Raw genomic sequence first — 25,204 nt, 5'->3', positions numbered from 1 at the left:
TCGACTCAGGTTTATCGCGTTGTTGGTGGCGACCCCGATGAACACACTGACGAAGGTTGGAGGGCTACGGGAATTAGGCGCTTGAGTACACTTATACGGCCTAATCCCGTGTAGCAGGAATTACTTTCCGCTATTGATCATCATTTCTAACCTATAGTCAGCGACTTCGTTCCGGCGTGCGGCAGAGCGCATCATATAAACCCGGACTTTGTAGTCACCAGATGCAGGCAGTTTGCCTTCATACTGGTTCTCACTGACTGAGCCGTTGAACATGGCAGCGTCGTTTTCACCCGGTGCAAGAATATTGAAATAGGTAGCAGTGTTCTTTGTTGCCATGCTAACGTTCATCTGCTGGCCTTCTTTGGCATTCAACACGTAGTCAACGACTTCATAGCCTTTTATACTCCCTTCGATCACCGCGCCGTTAGTGCCTTTCTGAAATTGAACGCGTTCAGTGCGAATATCATCGGCAGCTGCGGCGGCAGAGAGCATCAGCGATAAGCCACAGAGTAATAACTTGAGGGGATTACTATTCGTAAGATATGCCGTCATATAATTTTCCTACTGCTTTCAAGAAGTCCAGTGTCGTGTTGCGGAGCGTACAGCCAAAGGCTAACACAGCTGTACTGATTGCATACAGTATGGCTGGTTGGTTCTAATCTGCCAGTTTGTCAGTGGCTGAATCTCAGCCACTGTGATTGTATTCAGCGGTTATGCTTTTGACACCTCTGGCGTAGTGCGTTTGCCTCCCATTCCCCGCATCCATTTCATCAATGGACGTTCGAACAAGTAGTAACTGCATACAGACACAATAATTAGTACAGCGGTAAAGATAAAAATACCTGTCAGCACGGTTGTCGCAGATGTTTGCGCATACCACCATGCCGTCCAGTCAGGATTGATATGGTGGAGAATCTCCACACCGGCCAGCAGTAATACTGAGTGCCACAGATAGATGGAATAAGAGATATCGCCCAGAAATTGCGTGACTTTGTTATCGAGTAAACCGAGTAACAACGAAGAACGATTCTGCTGATTGGCCGCGACGAGTACCAAAAGTGCAAACAGCACATAAGTTGTCATAGTGACTGTGTAACTGATGCTGAACTGAAGCACTGAGATTAAAGCAATGATGAGCGCAATCAGTAACCCGTCATGATTCACCCAGCTTTTCATTCTGGGACTGAATGAGATTCGGGATAACCACATGCCTAATGTGAAGCCACAAATGCCTCGGACAAATGCATTCAGTGTTGAAGTGATATCTAATGTTCCATGCATGCTAACCATACCGCCAAGTACCATCATAATCAGGACTGGCAGCCAGGCATTACTCTTTGCTGGCCGCAAGAGCACTGACATGAGCAATGGAAAGACCAGATAGCACAGCCATTCAATACTCAGCGACCATCCGGCAATGTTCCAGCTTAAAGGCTGGGAAAGGATACCATTTACCAGAAACAGGTTTGGTACCAGGGTTTCGGTTCGGTTAAACGGGCCGGAAAAAGGTGGAATTCCTGTTGCACCCCAGGCATCAAATAACGGGCCGGCATAAAAGCCGATTTGGTGAATAGATTTGTAATATTCCCAGATAAAGAGTGCAGCCAGGGTGACAAAGAACAGAGGGTAGATACGACTGAAACGCAACCACATAAATCCTCGCCACTTTTTCAAGCTACTGCCTGTGGCGAAAGTGGATTGATAAACATACATCATGACAAAACCACTCAAGATGAAAAAAATGTCCACCCAGAGATAGCCGTTTTCAAGAAAATGTGTGGATTCCGCAATACTGTCTCTCCATTGCGGAAACAGAATTAAACGCGCATGAAAGTAGGTGACGATGAGCGCGGCAATACCGCGAATCGGTGTTAATAAAGGGAGTTGACGTTGCATGTATTTGTCCTGATTTATGTTTTCTGTGCTTGCAGCAATTGGCCACGTGACGGGGGCATTGGCCGTCCTGACATTATCTGAGATTATTTTATGGCGAGAAATAATAAGTGTCTTGTTGCATTGCGTTCTGCGGGGCGATGGGAGGTTAAAATCGTGACTCTCGCGACGTATTCACTGTAACTAATTGAAATATTGGCAGTTAAAAGCAGCATTAGAAAGAAGGCGTCTGCTGCAGAAGAATTTGAACGAATGCTCTGCTTATTCGCCCTTATTGTTTTTGACCAGTAGCAGGGAAATAGGATTGATACGGCATTTCTCGCACTGGACTGATTATCCTGCACTGACCAAACGATCTATCATTCCCTTTATTGCCTTCATCTGCGGGGCGTCTTTGGTGTAATAGTTGTAGGGCGGCTGGCTTAAAGTACTGTAACCCCAGAAATCCCAGCAGCCGCGGGGGTTGTAGGGGATGAACTCAGACTTTTTCACCTGCGGGAACAGCACAATGATCTCGTTGGTATCGGCAACGTTCAGGTAGCCGGTTTCTTTTATGTAAGTCGTGCCGATAGCGGCAATGCCCTGGCGGCAACCGTGGACAGCAACATGCACTTTGCAGGATGCCGAGCGGCAGCTGGTGGGAATGTAGACATACGCCGTGTCGTCCATACTGGTGTGCGGGCTACTGATAAATTCACTTTGATCGAAGGCCATTAAGTCACCGCCGGGCGCTGCAGCGGGAGGATTCAGCGGGCCGTAAATGTGCGCCAGAATTCGCATTGCCTGCGGGATGTCACAGTTATTGATATAAGGAGCTTGTGTGAGATCGCAGGGGGTATCTGCCGGATCGCTGGTGATAAAGGCATGGCCGGCATCAACGCTGTTGTTATAGCGGATCTGCGCTTCAGGCACTCCCAGTTTCTGGTAAAAGGTCACGGCGGAATCGACCACACCTGTGACGACTGTTTCATCCAGCCGGCCTGAAAAAAGGTAAACCTGATCGTTTCTGAGGTGCTCAGTATCGTCTATCCGGCCGTTGCTGGCTGTTACTTTCGCCAGCTCCGCTAAGTATCCGCTGTTGGGAAACAGGGTTGACGAACAGCCACTCAGGCTATTTGCGCAGGGGTTCATGCAAGTTGTCGTCGCGTTGATTAGTGGGTTCACAAAGGGATTATTGCCCGCGCAGTTCCAGGGACCACCCGCAACAATCCCCGCCCCGACCAGTGATTCAGCAAATGCCACATGAAATTGCGCCGCCATGAAACCACCGGACGACAGACCAGAAATCGAGGTTTGATTGGCTTGTGCATTCAATGGCGGAAGCAGCACGTTTGTTGCCTGAGCTGAAGCAGAGAACAGCATGGCAAAGGTCAATAAACGTTGTAGCAGAGTGCGCAGCATCCTGAACTCCTGTCTGGTTAGATGACGTCCTGTCGTACGCTTTAAGCGAGAGTCTGGAAGGAGTATAGGTGCAAATAAGCAATGTGTTGCGCAAATATGAATTTCATATTTGCATCAAAAAGGCGGGTGATTTTGAGAGTGGCTGAACTGACAGCCACTGCCTGGGTTAATTGTGGTTATGTCTCTACCGGCGATTTTTTAGAGCCGGTTATTCTCAGATAGCACACGGCTCATCCCGTCTGATTGACCTTATCAAAGCTAATCAATGACTTGCCTTTCCATAGCACAGGCGTGCAGGCAATTAAGGCGATTGCCACATAGGTCATTGCTGAAAAATCTACCGATAAATCCGCTTGCGAGGTAACAAACAGGCTACCTAAGGCGCCGCCCAGACCAACCGCAAAGTGTTGCAGCGAGTTTTGCAGACCGATGATAATCACACGATCTTGTGGCGTGAGAGCGCTGATTAATTCGGTAATTAAGATAAGAGTGCGAGCAGAGCTGACAATGATAAAAATGACAAAGGCCAGTGCGGCAAGATTTACATTTTCTGTATGAAAGCCCAATGCTACAGCGATCGCCATAACTAATGAAAGCCGCCCTATTAACTTGCTAACTGTAATATCACTCATTCTTGCTCTTGCGTAATATTGTATTAATACAAAAGAACCCAGCCCGCTTATTGTGTAACAAAGGCTCAGAAGCTTTTCAGGTATATCGAGGTTTATCGTTAGCATGACAGGGTATTGGGTTGATACGACAAAAGTGCTCAAAATGGCGGTGAAAATCAGCACAGCAGAGAAAAGTAATATCTTGTGATTTCGGAGTGAGCTAATTGGCGTATTTTGCTTAGTAACTCTTGTATATCCTGGGGTCGGCAACGATTTGGGAGAGGTTAAATGAACGAATAAAAACAAGAAGGCTGACAATATGAAAGCCATTCCTAATAGCTGAAAGCCAAACTGCCAGTGAGTTCCTGAGGACACCATGATGAGGCCAGGTACACCAAGAGCGAGCGCTAACGGAAATGCACTGATTAGAATTGCCGTGTTTTTCTTTTTTTTCTTTTCATCAGACATCAATATTAAATAATTCAGGTTTACAACAGCTAATGCTCCGCCAAAAACTCCCGTAAATATCCGAGCCAACAGCAAAAGAGCAAAGTCATCCAGCATTGAGGTAATGAGCGTTGTAATAGCTATACCAGCAAGATAGAAAAGGATTCTTTTTCTTTCACGAGTCATATCCTGTGAGCCTTTTATCATCAGGCAAGTAAGTGCTGCGGCAATAGCGTAAACAGACGTCAGATAGCCAGACTGTGAAGCTGGAACACTCGCTGCCAGTGCCATTATCGAGCTGAAAGGCACAATGACTAATGCATCCAGTGCAACCAGAAAATGAATCATAAAGCAGATATAGAGACTGCAATCAGACATGCGACGTGATGAAAAAAATGAAGTGAGCATTGTTAAGCCTTTCTGGTCTTGAGGAGTAAATTCCTATGAAAGATCTTATTGTATTAACCCGAATTGAGTAATAAAGTGCGATTTATTGGTTTGATAATCCAGTATTTCGGGATAATAAATGATTGAGCAGATCGAGCAGCAGTGGTTGAAAAGTTTTCACTGTGTTTATGAGTACAACAGCTTTAAAAAGGCAGCAGAGCAGCTTAGTTTACCAACATCAAATGTCAGCCGTCATGTCGCTTTACTGGAGGAGAAGCTCAATACCCGGTTACTGGAAAGAACGACGCGTCGTATGACCCCAACCGAGGCGGGTGAGCAGCTTTACTCTACGACGCGGGTCTTGTTAGCGGCGCTGAATGATGCGCTTGAAGACGTCAATCAGTACTCTCAAACGGTAACGGGTCAACTCAGAATCCTGATGCCAGATATCCCGGTACTTGCAAAGGCAGTTGTGGCTTTTTGTGCAGAGCATCCTGCAATATCGCTATCTTGTGAAACCAGCCTGAGCCCTAAAGAGAGTTTACTGGATGGATTCGATCTGATCCTGAGCTATCACCGTGGAAAAATTACCGATAGTAGCTGGGTCGCGAAAGAGATAGTCAGGTTGCGAAGCACAGTGGTCGCTGCACCGGACTTGATCAGACAGCATGGCCGTCCTCATAAACTGGCCGATTTGAACCACTTGCCTTGTATCAGTAGTTTAACGGCGCTAAATGGTTCCCCCTGGGTATTCAGGCATTCAAACGGTCAGTTGCTTACGCAGAGTGTGAAATCGTCATTTAAAGTAAACAGTGGCAACATGGCAAAGTTTGGTGCGCTGGCAGGTCTTGGCTTCGCGATATTGCCTGAGGAATCGTGTACCGATGAAATTAACGCAGGCACATTGCAGATCATAGAGCTAGACGCTGAACCTGAGCCTCTGGTTCTTTATGCTTTCTATGCCGGGCGAAAACATTTGGCTAAAAAAATCACAATCTTCGTTGAGCATCTGCAAAAACACCTGAGCACTCAGTGAGCTAAACATTGTGAATGCTGAGCGTACCGGGAAACCTTGATCATTTTAGGTATACCAACCGTAGTAAGTAACAATTCAACGATCATTGATATGCGGGATGTCTTTGATTAACCAAGAGGCAAGACCTGGGTTGAAATCGCAAGCCAAAGTGCAAAGGTTAGAAAAGCCAGTATTCAGATGCCGAAACTGAAGATCCAGCTCGGGTACTGCTTATGTGTTATATGACTCGGTCACTACATCGCTAGACTGCCGGGCAGATCGTGCAGCGTTAATCAAAAACTCAACGAACGGTGTCTTCCTGTTCTGTTACTTCTTCTTCATCCCATCTTAAGTGCCCTGCACTGGCTGACTCAGTGAGTAAAGGTGTCTCACGTTGTCGTTATTGTTTAAAAGCGCAATTTTGGCGTCGTGATCTGCTGTTTTATTGACCGATAGGAAATGTGACTAATATCAAACCAGGTGACTATGCATTTAGTGTATTGTGCAATTGTTATCATTTCTGCATTATTTTGTTAACAAGATGAGGGGCTCATAAAAATCAGGCCCGATAATTTGTGGAATCAAGGAGCAAAAATGTCAAACGAAAATCATCTGCACACTGGCAAGCTGGATAGTTTTTTAACGGATCTGGAAAACCATTCAATCTTTGAAAACAGTTACTTCAGGCATCTGGCAAAGCACCCATGGACACCTGCCAGTTATGAATTGTTCCGAGCAAACTTTTTTTACCGAACTGAGCTGACCGTTAAAGGTATTGCACAGGTCTGTGCCCGTTCTGCGGCGATGAATGACATGGATACCCTGATTTTATTTTCGTACATCCTGGGCGAAGAAACCGGGATGGGGAATAAAGCCCATTGCCATGAAATATTCATGGAAAATGCTCTGAATCTTTTTGGCGCAGCAGAGTATGAACTTGCGTCCCTGAAAGTACAGGATGCGAAAAATAGTCCATTTATTATTCCTGAAACCCTGGCATACCGAGAGCGCATACAGGCATTGTTGACAGACAGTTATCCACGCATGTTGGGGGTCGTTATGGCGCTGGAAACGCATGCAGATAGAATGCTGACCGCGTTCAGAGAAGCATTCCGTTTGAGCAGAGCACATCTTGAAGAAGATCAATACAAGAATGAAGTTGAAGTGTATTTCAATGCTCATGTGGACAACGGAGTTGAAGAAAGACATGCAGAAGATGCGAGAAACTGTGTGATTAACAACTGCCATTCTCAAAGCGATCTCAATGAGATTATCTACGGGGCAACAGAAATGTTTAAAGCTCAACAGGCTATGTGGTTGGCCATGTATCGTCAGGCAGCAGAGCTAGACGCGTTTCCTATCGCTCAGGGGGAAAATACCTATGCTTAAGAGTGTTTTTTCTGCTACTGCGATGAAGTTGCGAGAGTCTGTCACACATGGGACTAAAGCAAAAATTACGGCTTTGAATGCCAGTGCACCAGAAGGTGAGGAAGTGATCGATCTCAGTATAGGGACGCTGGATGATCTGGCTGACGATCGTATCAATGAAGCTGTGATACGCTTCATCCAGACACAGCCACGTACGATTCATGAGTTTGCACCTGTCACTGGGTTTGGTTTTCTGCGGCAATCAATCAGTGAACGTATTTTCCGCCTCAGAGGTGTTAAATATGCTCCTGAGAATGAAATCATGGTGACTCCAGGAGGGATTAAAGGGGCCATCACTGTGGTTTTTCATACATTGCTAAACCCGGGAGATGAGGTGATAGTTCCTCTGCCTAACTGGCCGCATTACGCTGATATGATTGAGCTGCATGGGGGGGTGATGAAAGGCATTCTGGTCAGGGATTTTTATGACAACCCCCTCACACCGGAAGATCTGGACCAGGCAATCTCAGATCGCACCAAAATGGTTATTCTTGGCGATTGTCTGAACCCCTCCGGCAAAATTTACCGACATGAGGACCTGTCGACGTTATCTGAAGTGATCGCACGGCATAACCTGCATCGTCAGCAAAATAATCAGCCTCCAATTCAAGTACTGTTTGATTGCCCTTATGAATCACACATTCTTAACGGCCCGGCCACGATTTCTAATGTCACTGTGACTTTTGAAAACGGTGTTGAATATGCGATGAGAGACTGCACCACTTTTGTCTCCGGACCAGGTAAAACATACGGGATGCATGGCGATCGTGTCGGTTATATCTGCAGTACGGCGGAAAAACTGGTAATGATGGCTAGAGTACAGGTCAACCTGAACTCGTTTGCAGCAACCTATGCTCAAGTCGCTACACATGCCGCAATGCAGGAATGTATGGATGAAGTTGCCAAAGCCAGAGCGATTAATTCCCGATTAAATCTTGAAGGTTTTGTAGAAAAATTGAATGCGATACCGGAAGTCCGTGTGCCGATTCCTGAAGGAGGATTTTTCATCTTTGCTGATTTTTCTGGTTACGGGGAAAAAATAGCAACGCTGGGATATGGCAGCGCTCAGGAATTTATTTTGGATCGTGCGCGGGTTGCTTCTATAGGTGGCCTTCATTTTGCTGAAGGAGTACCTGAGTTAAAGCACTTTATCCGCTTGAATGCGGGACGTTCTGAGTCCACGTTGCGTCAAGCCGCTGAGCGCATCAGGAATGCATTGTTAAGCCTGTAAATTCAGGTTGGATTTCCCCCGAAAGCAAGCGAATCTGCTCCCGGGGGATGATTCAAGAGGGAGATTATGTCTGAAGCAAATCTAGCAAGGTTGTGTATCGTAGGGACCGGTTTTTCCGGAACGGCTGCATTCTTTCATTTGGTTAATGCCTTGATCGATAACAAGCATCGTATTACGTCTGTGGAAATCATCACTATTGAAGAGCGCCCGGTGAATGGTCCTGGTTATCCCTATGCGCCGTATGAATTGTTACCCAGCCATCTTTGTAATAACCAGGCCCGGATGATGTCGCTTGCCGGGAATGATTTTTATGACTGGCTGAGTGAAAACCGGCTCCGTCTGGCTTCTGAGTTTCCGGCTCTTATCCGGGAAACGCATCCGGCAGTGTTGTTAAGTAAGTGGGAACCTGATCCTGAAGCCTTTTATCCAAGAGCACTCTTTGGTGTGTATCTTGAGGAGCGCTTCAAAGCCACAGTGCTTAAAGCGCGTCGCCATGGCATAAAAGTCACATCATTGAACGGATACCGCGCGGTCGACGGATACAGGCTTTCGGGCAAGTTTAGCGTGGTCATTGAACGTTCCGATGGCAGTGGCAAAGAAGTACTGTCTCGAATAGATAAGCTGCTGCTTTCTACTGGTCACTGGGTGCCTGAAGATACTGATTGGGCAATGATATCAGATACGTTTCTCAACAGTCCGTATCCTTATGCGAAACTCCGGACCAGTCTGACGTCATGGTCTGAAAGCGTTCGAGGCAAAACACTGACATGTTTTGTGAAAGGGATGGGGCCGAGTGGGATTGATGCCATAATGTCACTCGCGGAGTCAGGGCAGTTTCATTACTCCGACAGCGCTCATGTGACTGCTTACACGCCGGCATCTGACGAAGCATCTGTAACTATTGTGGCTGGTAGTCGATGTGGATTTTTTCCTGCTGTGCGGGGGGAATCAGTTGATTATCAGTTTCAGTACCTTACGGAAGATTCGTTCAGTGAGCTTGAACGGATTCTCGGCAGAAAGTTGGGTCTGACTGATATTTTATCCATGATCGATTGTGAACTGAGAGATGCCACATCCGGTAAGATCGGTTGGCAGGATATTATAGAACCAAAGTTCAAAAGTGCTTACGAAAAACTCAGGTTTGATGTGATGTGCCCGCATGAAAATAACCTGATTCATACGATTCTTCTTAAGGCTCGCAGAATGAAGTTCTATCGTCATCTGAATGAGTTTGAAAAAGAAATCTACGACAAAGAGCTTGATACCCACTTTATTCGAATTGCTGTACCTATTCCTCAGTCGAATGCAGAAAAGCTTATCGCTTTATTTGAATCCGGAAAGTTGGAGTCAGTAAAAATGGGCTATCAGGCGTCTGCTAACCCTGCCATTCATGACAACCACTACAAATTAACGTTTATTGAAGATGATCATGACGTTTCAAGGCATGTCGATACTGTGATTCGTGCATCCGGGCAAGACTTTCGTCTCTCACTGCATCCGTCAAGACTTGTCGCTGCGTTAGCAGAGCGTGAAGAATTGCTTGCCAACATGGAAGGTCATTATTCCACTGGGGGGATCATGCTCGACAGTGATGAGTCTTATGGTGTGATGTGCCGTGATCCGGAAACGGGAAAGATTATCCCTTCCCCCTTTATTGCGTCTTATGGGGTGCTGACTCGATATTGGCAGAACGAAAGGAACTTTTCAGCAGCGTTTGTTGAAGCGGCGATGTGGTTGTCAGAGGAATGGTCTGTATTTTGTACTGGTCAATCGGCACTTGTGGTTGCTGAATCAGCAAGCCAAAAATAAATATAGGAAAATGGAATTATGGAAATGAAAGAGTTTTACTATCAGGACGAGATACGCGTTAGCCTGTTTAATCTGGATCATGAAGCGGTACCTTATCACTTTCATCAGACGGTTTCAGATATGATTTTTTGCTCAGCAGGGATGATCCGTATTGAACTGCCTGAACTGGGAAAGCTATTTACGGTTCCTAAAGGGAAAGCATTTCAGATACCGTCACAAGTTAAGCACAGGTTTGCCAATGGTGCTCCTGAAGGCGAAAAAAGCCGGTATGTGCTCGTACAGCTTGGCAATTTTGATATTGAATTCGTGAAAGACACACAGGAAATGCAGGCTTTATTATTCGATACGCTGCTACAAAGTGCTGATAATACGCAGGTTTACATTGAGGATCGTAAGCAAGACATCCTTGGATTGGCTCGCCGCTTTGCGCAGAACAGACCTGAGGAGCTTACCGAGGAGGAAAACAGTGATGTGATCGAGGCACTGGAATATTTTGCCAGGTATGGGGTTGAATCGGTATATCCATTGATGCCAGAAGAGATCGCTTGATGGGGTATGACACAACAACGATCGTTATCATCATGCTGGTATTTACGCTTGCTGGCATGATTAAAGGAGTGGTGGGCCTCGGCCTGCCCCCTGTGGTTTTGGGTTTGCTGACCACTGTCATTGGCATTCATTCTGCCATGTCGATGGTCGCATTACCTGCATTTTTGACCAATATCTATCAGGCTGTTACCGGTAAGCACGCCCGGTCACTTAGCCGCGAACACTGGCTGTTTTTCATGTCCGCCACGGTTTCAGTGGGTGTCGGTTGCTGGCTGGCACTGATGGTTGATACCGCCTATATGTCTTTTTGTTTAGGTGTTTTGTTGAGCTTGTACGCTGTAACCGGCTTATTCAATGTGCGTCTGTCTGTGCGGGCTAAGTGGCAAAATGCTTTTGGTCTGGCAATGGGAACCTGTAATGGCATATTTACCGGCCTCACGGGTTCTTCTGCTGTGCCCGGGGTGTTCTACCTGCAGTCAGCAGGGTTACCCAAAGAAAAATTGGTTCAGGCAATGGGTATCTTATTCACCTTTTCCTCTGCCGGGCTGATGCTGGGTTTGTTTTTGCAAAATATACTGACATTTGCTGCCAGCGGCCTTTCTTTATTGGCTTTACTACCAGCGTTCATCGGAATGGCAATGGGCGGAAGGATACGTCAACGCTTATCTGTCATTGTTTTCCAGCGCATATTTTTTTCCTCACTGCTTCTTTTAGGTGTCTACATCATTATTAGTCAACTTAAGCTCTGACGGCGTATTTTGTGTACCGCTTATCGAGATTCACGCATCTTAATCTGAGCTTTCTGCTTTCTGCAATCGCATGGTTAGCCGAAAGCAATACACACTAATGAAAAAGTGGAAAAGGATTTTTTGTTAAGACTGGTCGATAGACTTTGGTGGTACTGAATTAAGAAAAATATTTGTTTGGCGAAGAAAAAGTAAGAAGCTCCTGACCACGTTATTATCAAGTGACATCCCATATAAAAAAGCCAGCACCGTGTTGCGATGCTGGCTTTTTCAGTATTTTCAGAAAGCTGAAACCTTATGACAGGGCCGGCTCTTCCTGAATGTTTTCCGACGTTGCCAGATGCAGGAAGTGCATGTGGCGTTCGTACTGGGTTAACGCATCAGCAATGATCTGTTCCTGGTTGTAACCCATCACATCATATTGCTGGCCGCCCTGTAGCAGGAAGACTTCTGCACGGTAGTAATTGTCATACGATTCGTTAGCATAGGTCGGCAGTGCGAAGTGGCGCAGGCGAATGCCATAGGCAAAATCTTCCACATCTTCTTTCTCAACCACTAACCGGACACGAGACTCATCTAAAACCTGAAGCTTGACAGCCAGACCTTGAAGTTTCATTTCTTCGACCAGGTTTTTCAAAGCCGGTATGGCCGTTGAGGTCATGAAATTCTCAGCTTCATCCTGCTTCGGATGGTTCACCATGGCCGAAATGCGGGACTTCCAGCTCACACTGGCCTGAGTGTACTGCACGCTGGTGTTGTGTGTCTGGATACTGTTTTGCAGCATGTAGTCATTGCGCAGTGCTTTGAACAGGCAGTAACAGAACAGCAGCATCAGAATCATGATAGGGAAGGCACTGGCAATGGTCATGGTTTGCAGGGCAGACAGACCACCGGCAGCCAGCAGCGCAGCGGCCACCACACCTTCAATCACGGCCCAGAAGATACGCTGCCAGACCGGTGGCTCAGCCGCACCGCCTGAGGTCAGGGTATCGATAACCAGCGAGCCTGAGTCGGAGGAACTCACAAAGAAAGTGATCACCAGTGCTACACCTATGACTGACAGTACCGTCGACATAGGCATGTGCTCGAAGAACTTAAACAGGGCAACGGGCACATTTTCACTCACCGCCTGACTCAGATAAGTTGCACCGTGATTCATGATGGCATCGATCGCTGTGTTACCAAAGGCGGTGAACCACAGGAAACCGAACAGCGATGGGATCAGCAGTACGCCCACCAGGAATTCGCGGATTGTACGGCCACGTGAAATACGGGCGATGAACATACCCACAAACGGTGACCAGGACACCCACCAGCCCCAGTACAGTAAGGTCCAGCCACCGATCCAGTCTTCCTTCGGCTCGTATGCATAGAGATTGAAGGTTTTATTGACTATATCGCTCAGGTAGGCCCCGGTGTTCTGTACAAAAGACTTCATGATCAGAGCGGTTGGACCCGCAATGATGACAACGGCCAGCAGCAGAACGGCCAGGAACATATTGATGTTCGACAGACGCTTGATACCGCCGTCCAGGCCCATGACAACGGAGACGGTGGCAATCAGGGTGATGGCGGCAATCAGGAGCACCTGGACTGTGGTGTTCTGTGGCATATCAAACAGATAGTTGAAACCTGCGTTGACCTGCACCACACCAAAGCCTAAAGAGGTAGCCACACCAAACAGCGTACCGATCACGGCAAAAATGTCGATCACATGACCGATAGGGCCATAGATTTTGTCGCCAAGGATAGGGTACAGGGCAGAGCGTGGCAGCAGTGGCAGTTTATGGCGGTACGCAAAGTAGGCCATCGCCAGTGCCACCAGCGCGTAGATCCCCCAGGCATGCAGTCCCCAGTGGAAAAAAGTAATCTTCATGGCTTCACGTGCCGCTTCTACCGATTGCGGATCACCGACCGGGGGAGATGTGAAGTGCATGACTGGCTCTGCGACGCCAAAGAACATCAGGCCAATGCCCATGCCAGCGGAAAACAGCATCGCCAGCCAGGAGCTGTAGCTGTAATCAGGCTCGGAGTGATCGGGCCCCAGTTTGATATCACCCAGGCGGCTGAACATGACCAGAATGAGGAAAATCAAAAAGATGGCTACAGCCAGGATGTAGATCCAGCTAGCCTGTGTGATGATCCAGCCTTGAATGTTTTTAAAATAGGATTCCATGGCTTGCGGCCACATCACACCTATAAAAGAGAGCGCGGCAATGAAAATTGCCGAGGTAAAAAATACCGGTTTATTTAAATCTGACTTAATTTCCATAAATCCTTCAAATCTTACGGTTGCTATGTCCGATTAGGGGAGCGCCATGATAGTGGCAGAGGCCTTAGTGAAAATTGATGTAGATCAATTTAACGGACAGTGAAATAGGCCATGTTGGACGCAAAATACTGCGTCTAGACCTCATGTAAAGCAGGTATTTCAGATTTTCTGCTTATGAAAAACGTGAGGATATTATCAATATTTTGCTTAGTGTTCAAAGTGTGATCTTGGTCTGTTTTTGCGTTTATGCTCTAAGTGTTAATATATATTGTTGTTTATTAAGGAAAATATATCAGTTTGGGGGTGGCTGATAAAAATTCGTGGACGATTGTTTTGAGCTGTAAGTTTTAATGAAAAGAGCGCCTGTCGGCGCTCTGGATCAAGTCGGAACCTATTATCCCCCCCAGCTCCGGCTGGAAGAGCTGCCCCAACTGGATTTTGCTGCAGCACTGGAGCCAAAGCCCCCGCGCGAGATGGTGCGGCTGACGGTAGGCTTGGGTTTCATCTGCTCCGGGCCGACTTTGATCTTTGACTTTTTATAGCGGTATGAACCGTAGTCGTAGCCGTCGGAAGTGGTCCAGCGGCCGTAATAACGGCTGCCCGGATAGTAGGAGCTGAACATTGGCTGGCTGTAGTAACCGCGGTTACTGTCCAGCAATCGGGCAAACATAAAGCCGGCCATTGCAGGCATGAACCAGTTGTTTTCCGTTGATTTCATGCAAGAGTTCGTTCCGAACTCAGTGGTACACTCTTGCAAGTTTTTGTATTTCGGTGCCGTGCGCTCAGCTTCCTTGAGTGCATTCTGATAGGCCGCTTCACACTGTTCGGAATAGCCCGGGTTGTCATCTTTACAGTCATTGACCGTATGGTAGATCACGGCATCTTCCTGCGGATCGCTGCAACCTGTCAGCAATCCCGCTGTAATGGCAGCGGTAACAGGCGCAATGGCAAAGGGACGCCATTGTTTTCGCATGCCGGAAAGATTGACGTCTTTAGTCCGTTTCATGACAGTCCCCCTTAATAGGTCATGCAGGCCGCATTGAGCAGGCCAACTGACACTGAGGTGGCAGCCATCAGCAGGCCGGCAGGAATTTCTCCCGCTTCAATGCGCTCGGCAATACGGGGCATGAAACCAACCCGGACAATCACATAGGCAAGCATCTGCGCCAGTAATGCCACGACACCCCAGATAGCAAAGTCAATGAAGTTCACTGAGTTGCTGGCAGCACCAGAAATCGCCAGTGCGTAACCCAGAATTGAACCGGCAAGGGTAATGGCTGCTGCGGTGTTTTTTTCTTCTTTGACCAGTTTCCATTCGTCATAAGGAGTAATGCGGACAAAGATGACTTTGAACAGCATTAAGAACACGATAGAGATAGCAAAATAAGCGACAAATGAGCCTAGCCCGGCGAGTGATTGTGTCAAAAGATCCATGGAAATCCCTGAAATTATAAATGTTTAGTGGTTATTATCTGACTCAGCCAATAAGTTTAAAATCTGTCGGGCTGAGGTCAAATCCTGTGCTCAACACCAGGCTGCGTTCAGCTCTGTTGTTGAATATTTTCTCTTCTGCAGACACCAGAAGCACTTCTTTCATCCCGGCTTCTGCGTCTCGCTCGTACACCATGACAAACTGATCGGTAGAGCTGGCCGTCCCGTTCTGCAGCCAGGTTTTCTCTGTCATAGCAACAGGGCGACTGTTTTCCCACACTTGTTGATAAGTGAAGTCTTCCAGTTGCCACTGGCCTTTGACTATCCCTTTGTCCAGTAAATGCTGCCATTCACTGTCTGTATCGACAGGTTTGCTGTCATAGAAGTAAAACAGTTTTACCTCGCTGACATCAGCATCACCGGCACCGTGGGTCAGCACCTGAACAAAGCCTTCGTCATCGGTGTAATAGCGTACCAGGCGTGTTTGTTCGTCCAGCCAGACTTCCCCAACAGCCTGGATGAGCTGGGTACGCGCAGCCCCTTCAATCATCAGAGACGGTTCGGTAAGACGCAGTTTCAAATCATCCAGCTCAAAGGCACCGCCTAAACGAAGACCGATGAGCTCGGGGGCTGTCGGCTCAGTGGTTGCGGCTTGCTTGCGTTTTTTTAACCAGTCGAACATAGCTACTCCTTGCCGGTTTAAGACGGCCAGTTGAAATCATTGACACGTTCATCGGCGATATAGAACAGGTTGGCACCGGGTAATACGGCCAGATCCAGCGGCGGATTCAATTCCACACCCAGCCCGCGATCAATGGCTATCAGAGTGGCCTCGTGTTCTTCTTTGAACAGGGTAAACAGTCGGCTGACTTGTGTCGGGGAAGCGGTCTCAGGAAAGCGTACCGCATACTGGGTCATGCCGTGATGGGTACTCAGCAGTTCATGGTGCAGTTCGCTGGAACCCGGATCGACAGCGGCCTTGGCCAGCATTTCCACCGCCACGGACGGAATACATTCGGCTTTGGGGCAATGTGATTTCAGCAAGTCGCTCAGTCCTTCATCCGTGAAGTAGGCGAGCAAATGCGCATCGGGATTGCGGCTTGAACAATACAGTGCCGCCGCCAGCGTCACATCGTCTTGCTCGTTATCTATGATGATACAGCTTGCTGTGCTGACACCGGCTTTGTCCATGTCAGCGGTGTCAGTAAAGCTGACAACACGTACAAAATCAATCTCACCCGGCAACGGGTTTTCCATTTCAGGGCGCACGCACAGCACAATATGGCGACGCTGTCGTTCTTCGTGCTGCAGCATTTTAATCAGGTGCAAGGTTCGCTGGTTATTCCAGCCGAGTACCAGAATATGGTTCTCCACGTTAATTCTCCGTTTTCCGAGCAAGCCACTTTTCCAATAGCTAATAAAGTGCGTAGCCAGGCGGCCAATCCCGATGGCGAACAGACCCAAACCGCCCGGAATGACGAACAGGGCGACCACCCACTTTCCGGCTTGAGTTGCCGGGGAATAATCACCGTAGCCGACGGTAGAAGCCGTCACGACAAGATAGTAGAAAAAGTGAGTCAATGAGTGTGTAAGCGCCTGCTCACCCGCAAGTTCAAGAAGTAGCCAGGATAAGCCGACATAGCACAGCAGCGTAATGAGCAGATTTCGGCCATTGAGTTGATTGAATTGTTGATGGGCCCAACGGCGGACCAACAACCAGATAGACATGCATTTCTCCTCAATCCTAAGGGCTGAGCAGCCACAGCAATGACCTCAGCCCCCGGAGTTACCGCTTATTATCGACCAAGAATGCGTGCCAGTTCATCTTCGGCAGAGGCTGTGCCCCCGCTCTTGATTCCGGCGTCGGCCAGTTTCTTGTCCAGCGCACTGCCTGATTGTTCGGCTGCCATTTCCGCAGAAGCTTCCAGCTGAGCGGCTTTTTCTGCCTGACGCTGCTTGAGACGCTCCAGCGACGAAGCTGCGGTATGCATTTTGGCATTGGCACCAACATGACCGGATGACACCGCAGACTGCGCTTTTTGCACCGCTTCATTGGCTTTTACAACATCCACTTGTTGCTCTAGCTGACGAAGTTTATCTTTGGCCTGGGCAATGTTGGTTCTCAGTGTCTGCTCGGATTGAGTGAACTGATCCAGATACGTCTGTTCTGCCTGCTGTTCATTGCGCAGGTTGGCGACTTTCTGTGCACATTCCAGCGCTAAGTCCTGCTGGCCTTTTTCCATCGCGTTACGGGCATAGGCTTCGTATTCGGTGATCCCCAGATTAAAGCTTTCCACTTTTTGCTGAGACAGTTTACGTTTGGCTACTATGCCAACCAGTGCCTCATCAGAGCGGCGCAGTTCCGCTTTGGCTTCACGGATTTCCTGATCGAGAATACGCAGCGCCTGGCTGTCTGCGACGGCTTCTGCGGCTTCGTTGGCACCGCCTTTCATTGCGGTGAAGAGTTTTTTCCAGACACTCATGCCGTTTGCTCCTTGAGGAAGTCCTGGTACAAATCAATAAAGGCTTCAACATTACGGAAAAGCGTGGCGACTTCAATCACAACGCTTTCTGCTTTTGACTGGGAAGACAGTGAACCAAAGGCAACGTAATAGTCATTGCCGTTGATCGCGTTGATACCTATGGTCGACAGCGGGAACATTTTATGTGTACGCAGTATTTCACGGTTCAGTGCATCGGTGTCTTTCACCTGTCCGGCGTCAAATAATAAGACTTCAACCAGAATCTGCTCACCTGAAACCGCCAGAAAAGCTTCAATGTTGTCTTCATTATGGATCAGTAACGCCTGACCCTGTACGTCGACCTCCCAACCGTCATGGTCAGACAGCAGGGGAGCCAGATCGGAGAGTTGCCACATAGTCAGCATCCTTAGATTTAGAAAAAATACATCTGTTATACAGTCGCACAAAAGCATTCGACTGTTGCCACCTGATGAAGTTCCTGACTGGTGATGATACAGGACAGGAACATAAAGGTGCCGTTGAGTGCTCTAATATAGGTTAAATGAGCGACTGAGTATGCCCTTCTGCTCATAATTGAATGCGGGTTTTGCCTTTTATCGTGTGATTTTGTGATACGTACCTGAAGAAACAAGGTGTTATTTATTCCGGCGAATCTATCGCGGCACTGGTTCAGCGAGCGTAACGGTCAGAGCCGCAAATAATAGTACCCGCATGAAGGCTATACTTAGCACAATCTCCTGGTGCTGATTGCTGAGTTGTCGCCATGACCAAAAAAAATCTGTTGTTAAGGTTCATACTGCCGCTGTTGCTCGCTATGATCCTGGGTGCTGTTGTACTTAATATTTACACACATAACACCCGCCCGGCTGAGTTGCACCTTTCCGGCATTGAACTGGCGCCGTTTTCGGGCGAAAAGTCGGTGTTCCTTTTGCCCGAACTGATCATCATGAGTCAGAAAGAGTATAACGCCCTGATTGCTGAGCGAGAGACGTCGACTGAACAAGATCCCATGTCTGGTGAGTGCCAGCGCTGGTCAGCCATCATGCCTCCCTGGTTATTATGCGGCGATCCCGGTTATCTTCAGCATACGGATCAGATGAAGCAGTTTGCCTCGCCCTCTCAGTTGGTGGTTGAAGGGCTGCTACAGGCGAATACGCGCCAGAATGCGCTGTACATATACCATATCAAACGCGATCCGGACGCCAAAGGCAGTTTGCTGTCACGGCTGGATATTTATATCCATGATGACGGTGAGCAGCATTACTACCGCTACGACGAACTGGGAAAGTTATCCAACCTGCCTTTGAGTGATTTACCCCAACCTGTGGCTTATATAGAAGATGAGGTGAATGCCGGGTTGCAGCCCACACTGCGTTTCAGCTTTACCAACAACGGGGCAAGGGAGGCGACCCTGAATGGTGTGCGCAGTGAGCGGGTATTTGTTGTCACGTCCCCGGCCCAGACGGGTTATCCCGGCGAGCATGTACCGCCAAGGCTCACGGTTCCCGCACAAGGGATGAGCCTGGGGCCGGAGAATGATGAGACTGTGATTCTGGCCGAGCCTGTCGTACTTCAGCATCAGCAGGACAAAGCGCTGGAAATCCCCCTCAACATTTTAGATCTCGGTCAGGGGGATTCTCCCGGCTATGTACTGGTGCGCTTTTATCTGGATTATTTCGATGGCGCTGAAAATCAGTCAATGCTGTTAGGCAACTTCCTGTTCTCAGATTACCTGCTGCTGGCGGAAGAAGAGTAATCGGTGCCAGTGTTTTATGCACTGGCCAGCCGGAATTCATGATGCAGCCAGGCCCGCAGCGTCAATACGCTTTCCTGAACAAGCTTATCTTTCTGGCAGACAAAATAGTAGGACTGGTATGGATTGCGCACCGACGGGCCGATTTCTGTCAGCAGTCCCTGCCTGATTTCATCTCTGACAAACAGGCGATGAGTGACCAAAATACCCAATCCCCTCAGCGTTGCCTGCACCGCCTGGATCGAAGCGGTAAAGCAAAGGTTGTGGCGCTGTGCCGGCACCGGCAACTGATTGGCCTGACACCAGATTTGCCAGTCGTTCTCACGCCTTGGGTTGGTGACAAAAATGGGGTGATGGGCCGACAGCATGGCGTCTGCGCTGAGAGCACTGCCGGTATCGATGAGTGACGGCGCGCAAACCAGGATCAATTGGTCGTCACCGAGTTTTTCGCAATGATAGCCTTGCCAGTCATCCGAACGGCCGTGGATCAAAGCAACGTCTACCCCCTCTTTGTCGAGATCAAACACATGGGTCAGGGTAGAAATACGAATATCAATCTGAGGCGCCAGAGCCTGAAAATCGGGCACTCTGGGGATCCACCAGTGCAGCGCCAGCGAGTTCACCATGTTCAGTGTCAGCCGGTGCGGGTTCTGCTGCTGCAAGGCTTCACCGGCTGACACTATCTGTTCGAGTGCCGGAGCCACCTGGCGGTAATATTTGCGGCCATTTCGGTTCAGCTCCACCCGGCGGCCCACCCGCTGGAACAACGGCAGGCCAAGCTGGTTTTCCAGTGACTTTATCGCCTGGCTGATAGCCGAATGACTGACATGCAGGACTTCAGCGGCGTCAGTCATGCTGCCCGTTTCTGCCACTGCTACAAAAGCATAGAGTGATTTCAGTGCTACGAGTTTTCTCATCTGTAAGTTTTTCTAACAGTTTTGGTTAATATTATTCGCTTTTTTATCATTTGTAACCTCGTTAGACTCCTCACCAGCTAAGGAGTACTTAATGACAACAGATTTGCGCCCTCTTTTTTTCATGCTGGCTTCCACCTTCAGTCTGTCGGTAAACGGTTTGGTGTCCAAACTGTTAAGTGATCAGATCAGCATAGAAATGCTCAGTTTTCTGCGATTCTCAATACCAGCCGTGTTACTGATGTGGCTGATGTCGCTGACTCAGTGGGCCGTACCCGACAGCAAAAAGCTCTGGCAGTCACTGGGGATCCGAGCCTTTTGCGTTGCTGCCGCTCAGCTATGTTTCCTCTTTTCACTGAGCCATTTGAGTCTGGTGGAAACTGTGGTGCTGTTCAGTACCGGTCCGCTGTTTATTCCTGTGTTAGAAAAACTGTTATTTCACACCCGGATTCCGCCGATGACAGTCATGAATCTGATGATCACCTTTTTAGGGGTGGTGTTAATGGCAGGTAATGCCGGCGGTTATGCCCTGCGGCCGGAGTTGATCATCGGGGTAGCGGCGGGGGTGTTCAATGCCGGATCCCAGGTCAGCCTGTACCGGGTGAGTAAAGGGAGCATGTCGGCCTTTGGCTTAAATGCCTGGTGCTTTACGCTCGCCAGTCTGATGTTGCTGCCGCTGGTTCTCTTTACCCACAGCACTGACAGGCTGGCAGCCAGCTGGCAGCAGTTAACCGATCTGCAATCGCTGCTGTTACCCTCGTTGCTGTTGCTGGCCGTTTGCATCGTTAATACTCAGGTCTTTCGGGTCAAAGCCTACCGCCTGGTGGAATCCGGCTCCAGCCTGGCGCCCCTTATTCTGACCAACCTGCTGTTTGCTTTCATCTGGCAGATCAGCTTCTTTGAGCAGACTTTGGTGTGGAACAAAGTGGTGGGTGTCAGCCTGATTGTACTGGCGACCCTGTTCAACACGTTCGGCCCGGTGTGGTTCAGGCAGCGGCAGGCGCGGCTTGGCTAAGGGGCTCCCCAACTCAGTGCAGTTGTGCACTAAGATTGGCTGTCTTAACCTGCGCGACATCATGTGGTGGTGGTGTTATCAGCGGTAATCATCTGAAATAAAACAACTTTGGCTGTTTGATGAAAACTGGCACACAAGATGCAATACAACCAAAGTACACGACATTCAACACTTGATACTTTGGTTTTAGGCATTGCAGCCACGTCCTCTCCCGGGGGCGTGGCTTTTTTTATGCCTGAAACCGGCGCTAAGCGGGACGCGAAGGAGAAGAATATGAGCAACACAGCCGGTCAGGTTGCAGGATGTAAGCAAGGTGAAGCAGTGAAATCTGCCTGTCCCTATTGTGGTGTAGGCTGTGGTGTGGCGGTGAAAGGCAAGTTTCAGCCCGGCAGCCTGACCAAGCAGCCTGAAATAGTTGGTGATGTCTCTCACCCTGCCAATCATGGGGCGCTCTGCGTCAAAGGATCTGCGCTGAAAGAAAGCCTGAACATACCCAATCGCCTGCTGTATCCGCGCCTGGGGGACAAGGAAGTCAGCTGGTCTGCTGCCACCGGCGCTATCGCACAGAAGCTGAAGGAGACGGTTGCCAAATACGGCCCGGACAGTGTGGCTATGTATGTCTCCGGTCAGTTGCTGACAGAAGATTACTATGTCGCCAACAAGCTGATGAAAGGCTTTATTGGTACAGCCAATATCGACACCAATTCACGGCTCTGTATGTCCTCGGCGGTAGCGGCGCATAACCGGGCATTCGGTGAAGATCTGGTACCGGTTCATTATGACGATATCGCAAAAGCGGATCTTATCGTCATCGTCGGTGCCAATACCGCCTGGACGCACCCGGTACTGTTTCGCCGTATTCAGCAGGCCCGTGAAGCAAACCCGGATCTGCGTTTGGTCGTGATCGACCCCAGGCGCACGACAACGGCGGAGCAGGCCGATCTCCATCTGCCGATTGCGAACGACGGCGATGTGCTGTTGTTTAACGGCCTGTTGCGTTATTTGTCTGATCATCATGCGCTGGATGACGATTTTATCGCGAGGCATTGTGAGGGCTTTGCGTCGCTGAAAGCTGAAATCAGCCGTGACCTTTACAGTCTGGCTCGCTGCGCTGAGACGCTGGGACTGAGCCGGGAGCAGCTCAACGCTTTTTATGCGATGTTCAAAGATTCCCCGCGTACCCTGACCCTGTTTTGTCAGGGTATTAATCAGTCGGCCAACGGCACCGACAAAGCCAACGCGATTATTAACTGCCATCTGGCCACCGGGCGAATCGGTAAACCGGGGGCCGGACCATTCTCGCTGACCGGGCAACCCAACGCCATGGGCGGCCGTGAAGTCGGCGGGCTGGCAAATCAGCTGGCGGTTCACAGAGGCTTTGATCCGCAATCTGTCTCAGCAGTCGGCGATTTTTGGCAGGCGCCGAATATGGCCACTCAACCCGGGCTTAAAGCGGTTGAGCTGTTTGAGGCTATTCATCAGGGCAAGATCAAGTTTGTCTGGGTTATTGCGACCAATCCTGTGGTGTCTTTGCCTGACAGCTGCAAAGTGGCGGAAGCCTTGGCGCGCTGTGAGTGCGTGGTGGTGTCTGATATTTCACCGGAAGCGGACACGACGGCATTTGCCGATGTGCTGCTGCCGGCGGCCGGCTGGGGCGAGAAAGACGGCATGGTGACAAACTCTGAAAGAATGATCTCCCGTCAGCGGGCGTTTTTGCCTCCTCCCGGCGAGGCCAAAGCCGACTGGTGGGCTATCTGTGAAGTGGCTAAAGAAATGGGCTTCAGCGGGTTTGATTTCGCCACTGTGGCGGATGTGTATCGCGAATACGCGGCCTTGAGCCGCATTAACCAAAATTCGCCTTATCTGTTTGATATTTCAGCGTTAGCGTCAATGACAGATGCCGAATATGCCAACTGGCAGCCGCAGCGCTGGCCGCTGGGCAGAGAGTCACACCTGTTCAGTGACGGGGTCTTTCCGACTGCCAGCGGCCGCGCCAATCTGATCACTGTTCATCATAGCGAAAAAGAGGTCCAGCCCGGCGTCTGGTGGCTCAATACCGGACGCCAGCGCGACCAATGGCACACCATGACGCGCACCGGGCACATAGCCAGGCTGGCCGAAAGCGAAACGGAGCCGACTGTGTATATTCATCCGCTCTCGGCCAGTAAATATCAGCTCAGCGAAGGACAGCTGGTGTCACTGGGTTATGACGGCAACAGCATGCTGGCCAAGCTGGCGGTCGATGATGGCCTGTCGTCAAACCAGCTCTACATGTCGATGCACTGGGCAGGGGAATTTGGTTTTGCCAGCCGGGTCAATCAGATGGTTGCGCCTGAGGTTGATCCCGTGTCGGGCCAGCCTGCCTTTAAATCGGCGGCTGTGACGCTGTCACCGGCCCGGGCAGCCAGTTACGGGATCTGGATGGGCGCGCTGCCACCGCCGTTTGAGACAGATTTCCTCAGTTTCCAGACCGGAGAAACGATCAATATCTGGCGCTTTGCCTGCCGCACGCCGCTGTCTAAATCCCATCTGTATGGCATCACGCCGCAGGCATTGGTGATGGACGGTACAGGTAACGGCGACTGGACGGCTCTGATGACAGCCGACAGCCGGTTAACCGCCATGTGCCTAGTGAGCGAGCAGCCACTCCGGTCTGATCCCCAGCCCTATACCGGCTTGTTTGATAAGGCGTTTTCGGTCAGTGCTTTTCTGGCACTGGCGATGCAGGGACAGGCCCCCTCAAAACTGGTGTGCAGCTGCTTCAGGGTAACGGACAGACAGATTGTACAAGCCATTGAGCGCAATGGACTGACCAGCCTGGCGGGATTGCAGGCGCAACTGAAATGCGGCTCTAACTGCGGGTCTTGCCTTGGCGAAGTAAAGGCGCTGCTCAGACAGACGCAAGTGAACACGGAAGAAGCAGTGACGGAAGGAGAACAGGTATGAGTACAGTAAAACCAATGATATCGACACACAGCGCAGCGACGGTAACCCGGCTCCAGTCAGTGCCGCGTCGCCCTTCCGTCAGTCTGGTGGGAGCGGGGCCGGGCGATCCTGAACTGCTGACCTTAAAAGCCCTCAAGGCCATCCAGCAGGCAGAAGTGCTGGTGTATGACCGCCTGGTCAGCGATGCCATTCTGGCGATGGCGAACCCGGATGCTGAGCGTATCTATGTGGGTAAGCGTTGCGGCCAGCCCAGCATGAAGCAGGAAGCCATTAATCAGGTACTGATAGAGCAGGCCAGACAAGGCCGCTATGTGGTGCGCCTGAAAGGCGGCGACCCGCTGATCTTCGGCCGAGGCGGGGAAGAAGGGCTGGCGCTGGCGGCAGAGGCAATCCCGTTTGATTTCGTGCCCGGCATTACCGCTGCCATTGGCTGCGCGGCATCCACCTCTATCCCGCTGACGCACAGAGAAATGTCCCGTTCAGTCACTCTGGTCACCGGCCATGTGGTGTCCGGCGCGTTACCTGCCTGGGCGCAGTTAATCGGCGCGGGGCAAACCATAGTCTTTTATATGGGGCTTGAGCAGGCCAGAGAGATCCAAAGCGGCCTGACACTGGGTGGCCTCAGCAAGGACACCCCGCTGGCTGTGGTCATTAAAGGCTGCACGCCGGAGGAGAAAGTCCATGTGTCGTCATTGGGCAAGCTCACCAAACTGGGGCAGGAGTTAAAAGGACAGTCTCCGGCATTACTCATTATCGGCGATGTGGTTGAACTGCGTGCAACCCTGAATCAAGCACTTAACTGCAACGATGCCGCTGAGACTAACCCTAAAGAGGTATTTTACGGCTGATTTTGACTAAGTGGCTGATTGCTTG

At 49.7% G+C, this 25,204-nt stretch carries 22 protein-coding genes; 10 read left to right on the top strand and 12 right to left on the bottom strand.

Annotation, left to right across the window (positions count from 1 at the left end; translation table 11 throughout):
• Window positions 1-120: 120 nt before the first annotated feature.
• From KCG43_RS15635 to KCG43_RS15620, 4 genes are all read right to left on the bottom strand, one after another.
• Window positions 121-552, bottom strand: a complete 432-nt coding sequence (locus KCG43_RS15635) for a hypothetical protein (RefSeq protein ID WP_218386105.1) — start codon at window positions 550-552, stop codon at window positions 121-123.
• Between the two features lie 159 nt (window positions 553-711).
• Complete coding sequence (locus KCG43_RS15630) at window positions 712-1,896, bottom strand: acyltransferase (protein ID WP_218386101.1); 1,185 nt, start codon at window positions 1,894-1,896, stop codon at window positions 712-714.
• A 330-nt stretch (window positions 1,897-2,226) separates the two neighbouring features.
• A complete protein-coding gene (locus KCG43_RS15625) occupies window positions 2,227-3,294 on the bottom strand; it encodes a poly(3-hydroxybutyrate) depolymerase (protein WP_218386098.1) in 1,068 nt (355 codons plus the stop codon).
• 230 nt (window positions 3,295-3,524) lie between these two features.
• Entirely contained in the window at window positions 3,525-4,760 is a 1,236-nt protein-coding gene (locus KCG43_RS15620) for an MFS transporter (protein ID WP_218386095.1), read from the bottom strand.
• A 118-nt stretch (window positions 4,761-4,878) separates the two neighbouring features.
• Between KCG43_RS15620 and KCG43_RS15615 the strand changes: the two genes are divergently transcribed.
• The 6 genes from KCG43_RS15615 to KCG43_RS15590 all read left to right on the top strand — a co-directional run bounded on the left by KCG43_RS15615 (window position 4,879) and on the right by KCG43_RS15590 (window position 11,520).
• Window positions 4,879-5,775, top strand: a complete 897-nt coding sequence (locus tag KCG43_RS15615) for a LysR family transcriptional regulator (protein ID WP_192017813.1) — start codon at window positions 4,879-4,881, stop codon at window positions 5,773-5,775.
• Between the two features lie 573 nt (window positions 5,776-6,348).
• A complete protein-coding gene (locus KCG43_RS15610; protein WP_218386093.1) occupies window positions 6,349-7,143 on the top strand; it encodes an iron-containing redox enzyme family protein in 795 nt (264 codons plus the stop codon).
• On the top strand, window positions 7,136-8,413 hold the full coding sequence (locus tag KCG43_RS15605; protein WP_218386091.1) for a pyridoxal phosphate-dependent aminotransferase: 1,278 nt from the start codon (window positions 7,136-7,138) through the stop codon (window positions 8,411-8,413). Before KCG43_RS15610 ends, KCG43_RS15605 begins: the two co-directional genes overlap by 8 nt.
• Before the next feature lie 66 nt (window positions 8,414-8,479).
• On the top strand, window positions 8,480-10,222 hold the full coding sequence (locus KCG43_RS15600) for an FAD/NAD(P)-binding protein (RefSeq protein WP_218386088.1): 1,743 nt from the start codon (window positions 8,480-8,482) through the stop codon (window positions 10,220-10,222).
• A gap of 24 nt (window positions 10,223-10,246) precedes the next feature.
• Window positions 10,247-10,771, top strand: a complete 525-nt coding sequence (locus KCG43_RS15595) for a cupin domain-containing protein (RefSeq protein ID WP_218386087.1) — start codon at window positions 10,247-10,249, stop codon at window positions 10,769-10,771.
• Window positions 10,771-11,520: a sulfite exporter TauE/SafE family protein gene (locus tag KCG43_RS15590; protein WP_218386085.1), complete on the top strand. Its 750-nt coding sequence runs from the start codon at window positions 10,771-10,773 to the stop codon at window positions 11,518-11,520. Before KCG43_RS15595 ends, KCG43_RS15590 begins: the two co-directional genes overlap by 1 nt.
• A 292-nt stretch (window positions 11,521-11,812) precedes the next feature.
• Here the strand turns inward: KCG43_RS15590 and KCG43_RS15585 are convergent, their stop codons facing one another.
• The 7 genes from KCG43_RS15585 to KCG43_RS15555 all read right to left on the bottom strand — a co-directional run bounded on the left by KCG43_RS15585 (window position 11,813) and on the right by KCG43_RS15555 (window position 18,098).
• Window positions 11,813-13,789 carry a BCCT family transporter gene (locus KCG43_RS15585; RefSeq protein WP_218386083.1) on the bottom strand — a complete coding sequence of 659 codons (1,977 nt, stop codon included), beginning with the start codon at window positions 13,787-13,789 and terminating at the stop codon, window positions 11,813-11,815.
• Between the two features lie 394 nt (window positions 13,790-14,183).
• Window positions 14,184-14,795: a DUF1190 family protein gene (locus tag KCG43_RS15580; protein ID WP_192017708.1), complete on the bottom strand. Its 612-nt coding sequence runs from the start codon at window positions 14,793-14,795 to the stop codon at window positions 14,184-14,186.
• Between the two features lie 11 nt (window positions 14,796-14,806).
• Window positions 14,807-15,223 carry a DUF350 domain-containing protein gene (locus KCG43_RS15575; protein WP_192017707.1) on the bottom strand — a complete coding sequence of 139 codons (417 nt, stop codon included), beginning with the start codon at window positions 15,221-15,223 and terminating at the stop codon, window positions 14,807-14,809.
• 43 nt (window positions 15,224-15,266) lie between these two features.
• Entirely contained in the window at window positions 15,267-15,902 is a 636-nt protein-coding gene (locus tag KCG43_RS15570) for a YjfK family protein (protein ID WP_192017706.1), read from the bottom strand.
• Between the two features lie 17 nt (window positions 15,903-15,919).
• Window positions 15,920-16,948 (bottom strand): potassium channel protein, encoded by a 1,029-nt coding sequence (locus KCG43_RS15565; RefSeq protein WP_218386082.1) that lies wholly within the window; start codon window positions 16,946-16,948, stop codon window positions 15,920-15,922.
• A gap of 68 nt (window positions 16,949-17,016) precedes the next feature.
• A complete protein-coding gene (locus tag KCG43_RS15560; protein WP_218386079.1) occupies window positions 17,017-17,703 on the bottom strand; it encodes a PspA/IM30 family protein in 687 nt (228 codons plus the stop codon).
• A complete protein-coding gene (locus KCG43_RS15555) occupies window positions 17,700-18,098 on the bottom strand; it encodes a DUF2170 family protein (RefSeq protein WP_192017703.1) in 399 nt (132 codons plus the stop codon). Before KCG43_RS15555 ends, KCG43_RS15560 begins: the two co-directional genes overlap by 4 nt.
• 368 nt (window positions 18,099-18,466) lie before the next feature.
• Here KCG43_RS15555 and KCG43_RS15550 point away from each other — a divergent pair, with 368 nt between their 5' ends.
• Window positions 18,467-19,459 (top strand): hypothetical protein, encoded by a 993-nt coding sequence (locus KCG43_RS15550; protein WP_218386075.1) that lies wholly within the window; start codon window positions 18,467-18,469, stop codon window positions 19,457-19,459.
• Between the two features lie 14 nt (window positions 19,460-19,473).
• Here the strand turns inward: KCG43_RS15550 and KCG43_RS15545 are convergent, their stop codons facing one another.
• A complete protein-coding gene (locus tag KCG43_RS15545) occupies window positions 19,474-20,373 on the bottom strand; it encodes a LysR substrate-binding domain-containing protein (protein WP_218386073.1) in 900 nt (299 codons plus the stop codon).
• Window positions 20,374-20,464: 91 nt separating this feature from the next.
• Here KCG43_RS15545 and KCG43_RS15540 point away from each other — a divergent pair, with 91 nt between their 5' ends.
• From KCG43_RS15540 to cobA, 3 genes are all read left to right on the top strand, one after another.
• Window positions 20,465-21,385, top strand: a complete 921-nt coding sequence (locus KCG43_RS15540) for a DMT family transporter (protein WP_218386071.1) — start codon at window positions 20,465-20,467, stop codon at window positions 21,383-21,385.
• A 273-nt stretch (window positions 21,386-21,658) separates the two neighbouring features.
• Window positions 21,659-24,331, top strand: a complete 2,673-nt coding sequence (locus tag KCG43_RS15535; protein ID WP_218386068.1) for a nitrate reductase — start codon at window positions 21,659-21,661, stop codon at window positions 24,329-24,331.
• The gene (gene cobA / locus KCG43_RS15530; protein WP_192017698.1) at window positions 24,328-25,179 is read left to right on the top strand and encodes a uroporphyrinogen-III C-methyltransferase; all 852 of its coding nucleotides are present in this window, start codon (window positions 24,328-24,330) and stop codon (window positions 25,177-25,179) included. Before KCG43_RS15535 ends, cobA begins: the two co-directional genes overlap by 4 nt.
• Window positions 25,180-25,204: the final 25 nt, after the last annotated feature.

Origin of the sequence: Photobacterium sp. WH24 (assembly GCF_019204055.1) — a bacterium.
Taxonomy (GTDB): Bacteria; Pseudomonadota; Gammaproteobacteria; order Enterobacterales; family Vibrionaceae; genus Photobacterium; species Photobacterium arenosum.
This window is presented reverse-complemented; position numbering and strand designations above follow the sequence as displayed.